12 protein-coding genes and 1 tRNA gene are annotated in these 12550 nt (G+C 66.8%); 8 read left to right on the top strand and 5 right to left on the bottom strand.

The features are described 5' to 3' along the window. Positions 1–183: 183 nt before the first annotated feature. From Sa4125_RS18775 to Sa4125_RS18745, 7 genes are all read left to right on the top strand, one after another. A tRNA-Arg gene (locus Sa4125_RS18775) sits at positions 184–260 on the top strand. A 390-nt stretch (positions 261–650) separates the two neighbouring features. Then, positions 651–998, top strand: coding sequence for a metalloregulator ArsR/SmtB family transcription factor (locus Sa4125_RS18770; protein ID WP_224000406.1), 348 nt, complete (start codon positions 651–653; stop codon positions 996–998). After that, the gene (locus Sa4125_RS18765; RefSeq protein WP_224000396.1) at positions 995–1522 is read left to right on the top strand and encodes an arsenate reductase ArsC; all 528 of its coding nucleotides are present in this window, start codon (positions 995–997) and stop codon (positions 1520–1522) included. Before Sa4125_RS18770 ends, Sa4125_RS18765 begins: the two co-directional genes overlap by 4 nt. A 10-nt stretch (positions 1523–1532) precedes the next feature. Further along, positions 1533–1940, top strand: coding sequence for an arsenate reductase (glutaredoxin) (arsC, locus tag Sa4125_RS18760; RefSeq protein WP_224000394.1), 408 nt, complete (start codon positions 1533–1535; stop codon positions 1938–1940). Between the two features lie 14 nt (positions 1941–1954). Continuing rightward, on the top strand, positions 1955–2662 hold the full coding sequence (gene arsH / locus Sa4125_RS18755) for an arsenical resistance protein ArsH (RefSeq protein WP_224007985.1): 708 nt from the start codon (positions 1955–1957) through the stop codon (positions 2660–2662). A 204-nt stretch (positions 2663–2866) separates the two neighbouring features. After that, positions 2867–4171, top strand: a complete 1305-nt coding sequence (locus tag Sa4125_RS18750; protein ID WP_224000392.1) for an arsenic transporter — start codon at positions 2867–2869, stop codon at positions 4169–4171. Continuing rightward, positions 4168–5229 carry an ArsO family NAD(P)H-dependent flavin-containing monooxygenase gene (locus Sa4125_RS18745; RefSeq protein WP_224000390.1) on the top strand — a complete coding sequence of 354 codons (1062 nt, stop codon included), beginning with the start codon at positions 4168–4170 and terminating at the stop codon, positions 5227–5229. The genes Sa4125_RS18750 and Sa4125_RS18745 overlap by 4 nt, the downstream gene beginning before the upstream one ends. Positions 5230–5317: 88 nt before the next feature. Here Sa4125_RS18745 and Sa4125_RS18740 read toward each other — a convergent pair whose 3' ends face one another. From Sa4125_RS18740 to Sa4125_RS18720, 5 genes are all read right to left on the bottom strand, one after another. Continuing rightward, the gene (locus tag Sa4125_RS18740; RefSeq protein ID WP_224000388.1) at positions 5318–6514 is read right to left on the bottom strand and encodes an ABC transporter permease; all 1197 of its coding nucleotides are present in this window, start codon (positions 6512–6514) and stop codon (positions 5318–5320) included. Then, positions 6511–7200, bottom strand: a complete 690-nt coding sequence (locus Sa4125_RS18735) for an ABC transporter ATP-binding protein (protein WP_224000386.1) — start codon at positions 7198–7200, stop codon at positions 6511–6513. The genes Sa4125_RS18740 and Sa4125_RS18735 overlap by 4 nt, the downstream gene beginning before the upstream one ends. Then, on the bottom strand, positions 7197–7634 hold the full coding sequence (locus tag Sa4125_RS18730) for a hypothetical protein (RefSeq protein WP_224000384.1): 438 nt from the start codon (positions 7632–7634) through the stop codon (positions 7197–7199). The genes Sa4125_RS18735 and Sa4125_RS18730 overlap by 4 nt, the downstream gene beginning before the upstream one ends. A gap of 107 nt (positions 7635–7741) precedes the next feature. Continuing rightward, positions 7742–9289, bottom strand: a complete 1548-nt coding sequence (locus Sa4125_RS18725; RefSeq protein WP_224000382.1) for an alkaline phosphatase — start codon at positions 9287–9289, stop codon at positions 7742–7744. Between the two features lie 154 nt (positions 9290–9443). Beyond that, positions 9444–9929, bottom strand: coding sequence for a copper chaperone PCu(A)C (locus Sa4125_RS18720; protein WP_224000380.1), 486 nt, complete (start codon positions 9927–9929; stop codon positions 9444–9446). A gap of 430 nt (positions 9930–10359) precedes the next feature. On the opposite strand from Sa4125_RS18720, the gene Sa4125_RS18715 reads away from it, so the two are divergent. Beyond that, positions 10360–12510, top strand: a complete 2151-nt coding sequence (locus Sa4125_RS18715) for a TonB-dependent receptor (RefSeq protein WP_224000378.1) — start codon at positions 10360–10362, stop codon at positions 12508–12510. The last annotated feature ends 40 nt before the right edge of the window (positions 12511–12550 follow it).

Here is a 12550-nt window from a genome sequence, read left to right as displayed (position 1 = left end):
AGTCTTTGCCGAGGGCTTGGCCCGGTCCGACCTTTTGCCTAGAGTGTACGGGTTCGCCGTCGTCCGGCAGGATGGAGCAGATTCCCATGCACCGCTCTTGAAACGAACGGCCGAAACGGACCATAAGCAGACGGCCGAAGCGGTGCGGCCGAGGACCAAACAGTCACCGAACGCAGACGGTCAGTCCCGGTAGCTCAGCCGGATAGAGCACAGGTTTCCTAAACCTGGGGTCAGGGGTTCGAATCCCTTCCGGGACACCACTTCCGTCGATTTGCAAGGCCAAGGTCGGGTACCGGTTCCAAGTGCCGCGCGAGTTTTGAGCGGCTTATCGGCTTTCATGGGCTCCTTCGCAGCGGTCCCGGCTTTTTCCGCCATCGTCGCCCTCGATAGGGCGTCCAGCAAGATCACTGTGCACGAGCCGCTCAGTACTCTCGCTCCCGCGGATTTCCTCAGCATCCATCCTCTTCGACACAGGCTTTGCAGGCGACTGTCAGATCGCGTTTCCCTGGCGACGTGCTCGATCGGATGCTGCCGAACGGCTATGAGGTCCGCGAGGACGCGGGGTCGAAGCGCATTGGCAGAATCGCCGCGCGTTGCGCAAAGCGCAACGACCCCTTGAACCCTCCAACATTATTTGCATAATGGGAGGAATGAAGGATGACGTCGCCGTTGCCGCCCTGTCTGCCCTTGCCCATGCGGACCGCCTTGCGGCGTTCCGAATGCTGGTTCGTGCGGGACCGAACGGAATGCCGTCGGGCGAGATCGCCGAGGCGCTGTCGATCCCGCCGACGCGGATGAGCTTTCATCTGGCGGCGCTGGAGCGCTCGAAGCTGCTGCGATCGTGGCGCGACGGGCGACGCATCCTCTACGCGGCGAGCTACGACGACATGCGACAGCTTCTCGCCTTTCTCACCGACGACTGCTGCTCGGGCCAGCCCGAGATCTGCGGAAACCTTGCCGATTTCGCTGCCCCCTGCACTCCGGAGACGTGCCCATGAGCGACCAGTCCTTCAACGTCCTCTTCCTCTGTACGGGCAATTCGGCCCGCTCGATCCTGGCCGAGAGCATCCTGCGCAAGGACGGCGCCGGACGGTTCAATGCCTTTTCCGCCGGGAGCCACCCGAAGGGTGAGGTCAATCCGATGGCGCTCAGCGTTCTGGAAGAATTCGGCTACCCGACCGACGACATGCGCTCGAAGGCCTGGGACGAGTTCGCCACGCCCGGCTCGCCCCACATGGATTTCGTCTTCACCGTCTGCGACCAGGCCGCGGGCGAGGCCTGCCCGGTCTGGCCGGGGCAGCCGATGACGGCCCATTGGGGCATTGAGGATCCCAGCAACGAGACGCAGGGAGAGATGTGGAAGCGGGCGGCCTTCACGACCGCCTTCCGCTATATGAAGAACCGGATCTCCGTCTTCACAGCGCTGCCGATCGCAAGCCTCGAGCGCTCGCGCCTCGCCGCCAAGATCCAGGAAATCGGCCAGCTCGAGGGTGCCTCGTTCAAGACGCCGGACGTTGCTTGAGAGGCTTTCGATGACCGTCACGATCTACCACAATCCCGCCTGCGGGACCTCGCGCAATACGCTGGCGATGATCCGCCAGTCCGGCGAGGATCCCGTCGTCATCGAATACCTGAAGACGCCGCCGAGCCGCGAGACGCTGATCGACCTGCTGGACGTCATGGGCATGACACCCCGCGATCTCCTGCGCGAGAAGGGGACGCCCTATGCCGAGCTCGGACTGGACGATCCCCAGCTTTCCGACGAGAAACTGCTGGACGCGATGATGGCGCACCCGATCCTCATCAACCGTCCCATCGTCGTCACCGACAAGGGGGGCGCGCTCTGTCGCCCGTCGGAGAAGGTGCTGCCGCTCCTCGAAAACCCGGTCGCCAGCTTCACCAAGGAAGACGGCGAGGCGGTGACGGGGGGCGCGGCGTGACCGATCCGCACGCGATGGACCTGCCGAACATAGAGCCCGGCCAGCTTCGCCCGATCGACCTGGCGGCGCTGGCCGGACCCGGCGGGCCGGCGCACGCGCCACGGATCCTCATCCTCTACGGCTCGATCCGCGAGCGTTCCTATTCCCGGCTCGTTTCGGAGGAAGCCGCGCGGCTCCTGCGGTGGTTCGGCTGTGACGTCCGCAGCTTCGACCCGCGCGGGCTGCCGCTGCCGGACGGTGCCGAGCCCGACCATTCCAAGGTGAAGGAATTGCGCGACCTCGCCGCGTGGTCGGAGGGCATGGTCTGGGTCAGCCCCGAGCGCCACGGCGCGATGACCGGCATTCTGAAGGCGCAGATCGACTGGATTCCGCTCAGCGAAGGCGCCAGGCGGCCAACGCAGGGCAAGACGCTGGCGGTCATGCAGGTCTCCGGCGGCTCGCAGAGCTTCAACGCCGTCAGCCAGATGCGCATTCTCGGCCGCTGGATGCGGATGATCACGATTCCGAACCAGTCTTCCGTGCCGAAGGCGTTCCTCGAATTCGACGAGGCCGGGCGCATGAAAGCCTCCGCCCTCTACGATCGCATCGTCGACGTCTGCGAGGAACTGGTGAAGTTCACCGTGATGACGCGCGGGCGTTCGGCCTATCTGACAGACCGCTATTCCGAGCGCGTCGAGAGCGCCGAGGCATTGATGAAGCGCGTAAACCAGGCCTCGATCTGAGGCTGGAGCGCGGCGGCGTTTCTGCTATCACCCCCTCGCGAGAGTTTCCGGTACCGGCAGGTCTCCCGACGATAACCGGACGCCGCCTTCGCAGTTCTCCGCTCATGGCGCAAAAGAGCGGCGATCCCGTCGATTTCCAACCCGCCCGGTCGGCCGCGCCTCGCGCCGGTCCCTGGACGGCGCTCTCACTTCTGGACACCGCCCATGCTCGCCTTTGCGATCTTCGTTGCCACCCTCGTCTTCGTCATCTGGCAGCCCCGGGGGCTCGGAATCGGCTGGTCGGCCCTGGCGGGCGCCGCCGTCGCGCTTCTCACCGGCGTCGTCGGATGGGCCGATGTCGGCGTGGTCTGGGACATCGTCTGGGACGCGACCTTCACCTTCGTCGCGCTCATCGTCATCTCTCTCATCCTCGACGAGGCCGGCTTCTTCTCCTGGGCGGCGCTGCACGTCGCCCGCTGGGGCGGCGGTAACGGCCGAAAACTGTTTCCGCTCGTCGTCCTTCTCGGCGCGGCTATCGCCGCCGTCTTCGCCAATGACGGCGCGGCGCTTCTCCTCACGCCGATCGTCCTCGCGATCCTTCTCCGGCTGAACTTTCCGCCTGCCGGCGCGCTCGCCTTCGTGGTCGCCTGCGGCTTCGTGGCCGACACGACGTCGCTTCCGCTGGTGGTGTCGAACCTCGTGAACATCGTGACCGCGAACTATTTCGACGTCTCCTTCGGCCGCTATGCCGCGGTCATGGTTCCGGTGAATTTCGTTTCGCTTGCCGCCACGCTTATCGTCCTGTGGGCCTATTTCCGGCGCGACATTCCGGCAAGCTACGACCTGTCGACGCTGGAGACCCCGGCGCATGCGATCAAGGACGCGCAGGTTTTCCGCGCCGCCTTGCCCCTGCTCGGGCTCCTCCTCGTCGCCTACTTCGTCACCGGCCCGCTCGGCGTGCCCATTTCCTTCGTGACGGGTGCCGCCGCTCTCGTCCTCATGGCCATCGCCGGGCGCTGGCTGTCCGGCGGAAACGGCGCCGTCGTTCCGCTGACCAAGGTGCTGCGCGAGGCGCCCTGGCAGATCGTGCTGTTCTCCATCGGCATGTATCTGGTGGTCTACGGCCTCGGAAATGCCGGCCTTACCGACATAGCCGCCGGCCTTCTCGTCTGGCTGGGTGCGCAGGGGACGTTCGTGGCCACCATCGGCAGCGGCTTCGCCGTGGCCGTGCTCGCCTCGGTCATGAACAACCTCCCGGCCACCCTCGTCGGCGCGCTCGCCATCGACCGCGCGACCCTCGATCCGCTGACGCAGGAGCTGATGGTCTATGCCAACGTCATCGGCAACGATCTCGGTCCGAAGTTTACGCCGATCGGCTCGCTGGCGACCCTCCTCTGGCTTCACGTCCTCGCCGGCAAGGGCCAGACCATCACCTGGGGCCAGTACATGAAGGTGGGGCTCGTCATCACCCCGCCGGTCCTGCTCGCGACGCTCGTCGCTCTGTGGCTCTGGCTCCCGGTCGTCTCATGAGCGGGCCGCTGCGCGACGTCGTCGTCATCGGGGCCGGACAGGCGGGCCTGGCGATCGCCTATTACCTGCGCCGGGCAAAGCTCGACTTCGTCCTCCTCGACGCCGAGCCCAGCGCGGGCGGCGCCTGGCGCCACGGCTGGGATTCGCTTCGGCTGTTCTCGCCGGCGGGCTACAGCTCGCTGCCGGGATGGCCGATGCCGGAACCGACGACCCCCGGCAATCCGACGCGGGACGACGTGATCGCCTACCTCGCCGCCTACGAGGCACGCTACGCCCTTCCGATCGAACGTTGCGTCCGGGTGCGATCCGTCGAGGCCGGGTCTGACGGCCTGGTGGTCTCATCGAACGAGCGGCGGTGGAACACCCGCATCGTGGTCAGCGCGACAGGCACGCTGGAAGCCCCCTTTTTCCCGCCCTATCCGGGACAGGCTGAATTCAACGGCGAGCAGCTCCATTCCGCCGACTACCGTTCTCCCGATCGCTTTCGCGGCAAGACCGTCCTCGTCGTTGGCGGCGGCAATTCGGGCGCGCAGATCCTGGCGGAAGTGTCCCTCGTCGCCGACGCGATCTGGGTCACGCCCGAGCCGCCCCTCTTTTTGCCCGACGACGTCGATGGCCGGGTCCTCTTCGAACGCGCCACGGAGCGTTTCCGGGCCGCCCGCGAGGGACGCGAACCGTCCACGGGCGAGGGCGGGCTCGGCAACGTGGTGATGGTACCTCCCGTGCAGGCGGCGCGCGCGCGCGGCGTGCTCCACGCCGTGCGGCCCTTCGCCCGGTTCACCCCGGACGGCGTGGTCTGGCGCGATGGCACGCGGACGGCGGTGGACGCGGTCATCTGGTGCACCGGCTTCCGGCCCAATCTCGATCACCTCCGCCCGCTCGGGATCGTCGGTGACGACGGCCGCGTGGCGACGAACGGGGCCCGATCGGTGGCCGATCCTCGTGTCTGGCTGCTTGGCTATGGTGACTGGACGGGTCCGGCCTCCGCAACCCTCATCGGCGTTTCCCGGACCGCGCGCGACGTCGGCGGCACCATCGCAGCCGAACTCGCGGCCTGAACCAGCATACGGCAGGCGCCGCTCGGCGCACCGTCTCGCCGGCACCCTTCGAGCGTGATGCGAACGTCACCCCGCCGATCGACGTGTTCTAGCCGCGCAGCGTTTCGGCCAGGGGACGCCGATGCAGCAGAGCGGCGGGCAGGAGCGCGACGAGCCCGCCGACGGCAACCACGAGGGCGGCGAGGATCAGCTCGGGTTTGCCGAGGGTCGGGGTCATGGCGATGCCGGTCTCGCGGGTGATGACGATCGACAGGATCTGGGCCAGGCCGTAGCCGATGAGGATGCCGATGACGGAACCGATCGCGATCATCGCCGTCACGCCGGTCCAGACGACGGCGAAGATGTACCAACGCGAGGCGCCGAGTGCCCTCAGGACCGCCAGGCGCTCGGTCTGGAGCTGGATGAGCGCCATCAGGCCGGCGAGGATGGCGGCGACGACGAGGAGTTGCGTCGTGAAGGTCAGTATGTCCATCACCGACCGCATGTCGCCGAGAACGGCATAGAGTTGCACGAGCACCTCGGCCGGGAAGAAGGCCGTCGTCACTTCCGACCGGTAGGCGCTCCTCAGGCCATAGGCCGACGGCACCGTATCGGGCGATAGGACGACGGCCGGAACGCCCGGGAGGAAGGCCGAGTCGAAGGGCGGGCCGATCCGCGTCTCTCCCGGCGGATGCCCCGTCGGCAGGCCGTGGACACGCCAGTTCTGCTCGACGGGAACGACGATGGCGGTGTCCCAGGGCGTGCCCGTCCGAGCCATGCGGCCGACGACCATCAGCCGTGAATCGTGCGGCCCCTCGGCGGCCGCGCCATGGCCGTGCGCGGGCCGAAGCGTCGCGCCCATCGGATAGGGCGAGGCAAAGCCGACGACCGCCTCCGTCTCCGCCGCAAAGGACCGGCCCTCGGCGAGGGGGCCCGAGAGCCTGTCGACGAAGGCGGCGGTCGTGCCGACGACGGAGAAGCCGGCGACCGAATCGCCGAAGGCGATCGGGGCGGCGAGCGTCGCCTTGGGCTCGGCGAGCAGTCTTGCCACGGTCTCCGGGGCCAGAAGCTCCACGGCCGAGGGCTGGAGGTAGACGACATTCATCAAAATGTCCGTCTGGCTTCCCGGTGCCGCGACGATCAGGTCGAAGCGATCGGCGGCCCTGGCGCTGCCCTGCCGCAGCGCGCGCTCCTGCGCTGAGACGGCGACGCCGAGCGCGACCGCGAGCGCGACCAGCCCGATGAAGAGAAGGATGGTCGCGCGGTTGCTGTCGTAGAGGGTCTTGACGATCGGAAACGGGTTCACGGCGCGGGCCTCTGGCGAAGTTGCCCCTGCGCCAGCTCGTGGACGACGTCGGCGACCGCGATCAGCGCGGGGTCGTGCGTGACCGTCACGACTGTCCGCCCCTCGTCATGGGCGAGGGCCCGGAGCAGGGTCGCGACCTCTCGGCCGGAAAGGCTGTCGAGGCTTGCCGTCGGCTCGTCGGCGAGAATGAGGGGCGGGTCGAAGAGGAGAGCCCGCGCGATCGCGACGCGCTGCCTCTCGCCGCGGGAAAAACCCTTCAGCGTCTTGCGGCGCGTGGGAACGCCGAGTCGTTCGAGAAGCTGATCCGCGCGGGCATGGAACGGCCTGGCCGACAGGCGGTCGAACCAGGCGGCGACGACGACGTTGTCGCGCGGGCTGAGCTCGTCGATCAGGTGGAAGCTCTGGAAGACGAGCCCGACCGTGTCGCGCCGCCAGCGGTCGCGGCGGGCCTCCGACAAGGCGGAGATGTCCGCGCCTGCCACGCTGACGCGCCCCGCTTGCGGTCGCACGAGGCCGGACAGGACGCTGAGAAGCGTCGACTTGCCGGAACCCGACGGCCCGGTGATGGCGACGAGGGAGCCGGGCATGGGCGCGAAGGAGACGCTGTCGAGGACGGCGATATCGGTCCCGCCGGAATCGGCATAGCGGACGACGATTCCCTCGGCAGTGAGCTGCGGGGCGGTCATCCGACCCGTTCGAAGTCGGCATTCTGAAGCCGGACGCGGCTGACGAAGCCCATTTCCGGATCCTTCGTCGTCCCGAGCTCGAGCGTGCCGGTGACGCGGATCGGGAAGTTGAAGGGCACGACGCTGATCGGATCCTCGGTGTAGACGACGATGATGTCGCTCGGCCAGTCGGCCTCCGTCTCGCAGAAGGGGCAGACGGACATCGGCATCCGCGTCAGCACGAAGAACCGCGATTCCGCCTTCAGCGGCGGCGCCATGAAGCCGAGCATCTCGATCGTCTGGCCTTCGAGGTCTTTCGCGCGCTGCGAGAACACGGTCTGGCGCTCGTAGAGATCGCCGAACGCGATGGTTGGCACGGCGGCGGGCGCAACGGCCATGGGTCCGGCGGTGCCGACAAGCGCGAGCGAGATGAGGAAGCGGCGTCTGTCGAGCATCTGTCTTGCCTCCGCGAATGTCGAAGCCGCCGGTCAGGGAGACCGGCGGCCCTCGAAGGTCGAGCAGCACCGCAAGCGGGGCCGCCGATCCTCTCCTTGATCGCGCCTTACTGCTTCTTGCCGAGGCCCGAAGCGTGGCTCAGCACGTGGTAGACATAGTTCTGCTCGACCGTGCCGTGGAAGAGGTGCGCATAGGGACCCCAGGCGTAGACGGCGACGTCGTCGCCGGCATGGGTCTCGCTCGACAACGGCACGGTGGCCGGCTGGAGGTAATCCATCGTCGTGGTGTCGACGTCGCTGAGATCGGGGCGCAGGCCAGCGGGCTGCGCCTTCGACTTGTCCTCGTCCTTGCCGACCGGCGGGAAGTAGGCGCCGGGGCCGTTGGCATAGCTCAGGGTCGTGTAGGGCTTGCCGTCGCCGGCCAGCTCCGGCTCGTCGTCGACATTGACGACCTTGCCGAAGATCGGGTTGCCGCGCTTGGGATAGCCGTTGATCGTCATCGTGTGGCCGTGGTCGGCGGTGACGACGAGCAGCGTGTCCTCGCGGTTGGTCTTCTCCAGCACGGCCTTGACCGCGGCGTCGAAGGCGAGCGTGTCTTCCAGGGCGCGCTGGGCGTTGCCGGCATGGTGGGCGTGGTCGATGCGGCCGCCTTCGATCATCAGGACGTAGCCCGTGTCGTTCTGCGCCAGACGGTCGATCGCCATCGTGGTCATCTCGGCCAGCGAGGGTTCGCCCGCGGCGTCCTTGGCCCGGTCGGCCTCGTACTCCATGTGGCTCATGTCGAAGAGGCCGAGCACCTTGGCGCCCGAGGCGACGTCGACGGCGTCGAAGCCCTTCTGGTCGAAGACGAAGACGTTGTTGTTGGACTTGGCGGTCCATTCGGCGGTGAGGTCACGCTTGTCGGTGCGGCGGCCGGTCTTCTCGGCGTCTTCCGGATCGGCCATTTCGGCCGGCATGAAGTAGGCGCGACCGCCGCCCAGGGCGACCTCGAAGCCGTCGCCGGCGGTCCAGTTGACGAGCTGGTCGGCGACGTCCTTGCAGCCGGCGGCCTTGCCCTCTTCCGAAATGTCCTTGTCGCTTTCCCAGTCGCGGACCGGCGTGTGCGCGTAGGACGCGGCCGGGGTGGCGTGGGTGATGCGGGCGGTCGAGACGACGCCGGTCGCCTTGCCGGCGGCCTCGGCCATTTCGAAGATCGAGGTGACCTCGCCGGCGAGGGCGGCCGGGCAATCGCCGACGGCGACCGTCTGGTTGACGCCGATCACGTCGTTGCGCGTCTTGACGCCGGCGAGCATCGCCGTCGCGGTCGGCGCGGAGTCGGACACCTGGCCGTCATGCGAATAGGTCTTGGCCAGCGCCATGAAAGGGAAGGTGTCGACCGCGAGGTTGTTCGACTCGCCGTCGACGCCGCGCTTCTGACCGTCGAGGATGCGGGCGGCCGTGACGGTCGCAACGCTCATCCCGTCGCCGACCATGATGATGACGTTCTTGGCCGTACCCGTGATCGGCTGCATCGCAAGACGCTGGGCGAGGTCGGCCTCAGCGGCGGTGAAATAGCTGTCGCTCGCCTGCGGCAATGCCTCCTGGGCAACAGCGGGAATGCAGGTGACGAGCGCCAGCGAAGTGCCGGCGAGGAGCATCGAAGCGACGCGGCTCATGGAAAACCTCCAACAGGAAAGACGTTCGACCGCCCATTCGGGCCGGCTCGATGGCCTCTTCGTAAGTCACCTGCATGACGGCCGCGTGACGATTCCCCGATGCGCACCGGGCAGGGAGGGCAACCGGCCGGATGCCGCCGACAAACGTCTCGGCTCAGTGTTCATGCCCGGCATGGCTATGCTGCCTGGCATCGATCGCTTCGACCTCGACGGGGATGACGACGTCGCCAGCCCGCTCGAAGGTGAGGATCACCTCCATTTCGCTGCCGACGACGAGAGGCTCCCCGAGGTCGCGCAGTTCCAGGGCCAGCCCCCCCGGATCCAGCTCGATCTCGCCGGGTGGCACGTCGACAGGTCCCGTCGCGGTCGTGGCGACGTCGCCGTCGACGATCGTCAGTCCGACGACCGTCACCGAGCCGGCCCGTGCCGATCTGCCGCCCATCAGGCGATCGGCCGGGCCTGCGTTCTCGATCTCCATGAAGACCAGGGCGTCGCTCCCCGCGTCCGCCGCCCGGGTCCAGGCGTGGACGATCTTCAGGTCGCCGGCGGCGGTCGCGTGCCCGGCGTCTTCGGCACGCGCGCCCGAACAGAGGAGGATTACCGCGAGCGCCGCGCGTGGTGTTCGAAAATTCCTGAGCATGACGGTCCGATCCAGTGGCAAGTCGTTGACACATGCCGCGCCAACATTGCGGTGCTGTGACAGGCCGCCGAGACCACATGCGCTGCAAGGGTTTCAAGTCGCGCCGCGAGGCGGCCGGCCGTCGGCGCCGAGCATGTCCAAGAGGGCCGCGCATGCGGCTTGCCACCTCTGGCGAGATGCCTCGCCTATCGCCTGTCAACGCCCGGTCGTGTCGAAGAGGCCTGCCGATCCCAAGACCTCGGCCAATCGCCTCGGTCTTGCTTTCCTGAAGGGCGCCGTCTGCTTCGCCGCAGACCGACAGAGCCGGTGTTGTTTAGACAGATTCCAATTGTAAGCCAGCTATATTGACTCCTATACTCATGTTTCGTATCCGAAACATGACTGCAAGAATCATGTTATAGGTGTGCGGATGTGCCGGCGAGTTAAGCCTTTGGGCTGGGCAATTTTGTCCGGTGTCGTCGTCACCGGTGCGAGCGCCCAAGACGCGCCGATCGCCCTTGATCCGATCACGCTCTACAGCGAAAGCGATCGCTGCGTGCCGCTCGGATCGAGACGCGAAGAGGGGGACCGGCGCCCTCTTTGCGTGGGCGAAGGCGCGCAGCGCGGCTATGTCGTCGGCGACACGTTCGACCGCGGCCAGCTCGATCGCCTCCCCAGCGGCTCGCAGGCGCAGGATTTCGTCAAGCGGCTGCCCGGCGTGATGACCGGCGGTGCACCGGGCGAAGACAAGGATGCCCGGGTTCTCGGCCTCGACAAGGAATACACCCGCACGTCCATTGACGGGATCGTGCTGCCCGACGGCGGCGAGAAGCGCGAGTTCAACCTCGACAACCTCCCGTCCGGCCTCGTGGAATCCGTCGAGGTCATCCGCGGGCGCCGGGCCGACATGGAAGCCGATGGGCTTGCCGGCCGGATCGAGGTCAAGCTTGCCGACATTCCGGAGACGCCGCGCTGGGAGGCCGAGGGGGCCTTGGGCGGAAGCTCCGACGGACTGCCGCTTTATAGCCTCGGTATTCTTGGCGGCGGGATGTATTCGGAAAGTTTCGGCGCACAGGCAGGCCTGACCCGCGCCCGGAATTCCAACGGCAAGACCAAGGAAAAGCTCTCTGCCACCGGGACGCTCGCCGAGTCCGAGGACGAGGAGAAGTCGATGGAGACGGTCGGCGCTCTCGCCGACTTTCTCTGGCAGAACGATGCCAATGCCTTCCACCTCAAGCCGCTGATCCTCAGCCTCGACGAGGACAAGGACAAGATCAAGAACAAGTTCAAGGCCGACGGATCCGCCAATGGATCGGAGACCGAGATCGAGGAGAAGGAGAAGCGCACCTACGGTCTCAGCGGTTCCTGGCGTCACGACCTTGATGCCTGGGACGGCGCGAGTTTCGAGATTCGCGGCGGGCATTACCGCACGACGGAGACCAGGGACAAGGAAAAGCGCATCTTTGCCGCCAGCGGCGCGGAGGCCACCAACAAGTTCGAGACGGAGACTGAAGACAAGCTCGACCGGATCACTTTCGGTCAGGTCGACATCCTCATGCCCTTCGACCTCGGTGGGGTCCACCATGGTGTGAAGACCGGTGCGCTGCTGCGCGTTCGCGATCGGACCAAGGAAAAGGAAAAATCGGTCGGCGGCGTCGTTCAGGCCCTCGAGGCCAAGGAGGTCTATGCCATCGACGAGACCGTCGGAGCGGGCTACATCCTCGACGACATCAACTTCGGCAACGGGTTTTCCATGGCCCCGGGCGTTCGCGTCGAGGCGAGCGAGCTCGATGCCGCCATTGCCGACGGGACCTCGGCGGGCGGCAGCGTCGTCGACATCCTGCCTTCGCTTCCGGTCCATTTCCAGGCGACGGATGCATGGTCGATCGACGCCGGCGTCGCGCGCCTCGTCAACCGGCCGAAGTTCGACAATCTGATCCCGCAGAACTCCGACACGCTGCTCGGCAATCCGGACCTCGATCCCGAGCGGGCCTGGGCCTTCGACGGCTCGGTCACCTACCGGACGCAGGACCTCGAACTGTCGCTCGGTGTCTTCCACCGGGAGATCGAGGATCTGATGGAGACGGTCGACACGGGGACGCGCAACGACGACGGCGATCAGATCTACCAGTATCAGAACGTCGGCGACGGCTGGACGAACGGCGTGATCCTCAGCCAGCGCGCCAACCTCGCCGCTCTCGACGTGCCCGCTCTCAGCGGCTTCGTCATTTTCTCGACACAGACCTTCGCGCGCAGCGAAGTCACCGAGGCCGACGGAACGAAGCGCCGGTTCAAGGAGCAGGCGCCCTTCTTCGGCGATCTCGCCCTGCAATGGAGCGACCCGACCGAGAGGATCTCGCTGTCTGCCGGTCTCGGCTACTTCTCGGAAATCGACTCCGGCGGCGACAGCGCAAGCGACAGCCGCGATGCGGAACTCACTCTCGACCTCGCTGCCAATGCCCGCATCAACGAGACCTACGAGGTCTACGGCCTCGCCAAGAACGTCACGGCGACCGAGCGGGTGAACCGCAAGGCGGACGGCACGATCGACATCCAGGAAGGGGTGCAAAGCTATTTCGCCGGCATTCGGGCGAAGTTCTGAATGGCGACCCCTTGTCTTATCCGGACGGGATGCTCAGCGA

This window comes from Aureimonas sp. SA4125 (assembly GCF_019973775.1).
Taxonomy (GTDB): Bacteria; Pseudomonadota; Alphaproteobacteria; order Rhizobiales; family Rhizobiaceae; genus Plantimonas.
The sequence above is the reverse complement of the archived record's forward strand: the minus strand, read 5'-3'. Positions and strand labels throughout refer to the sequence as shown.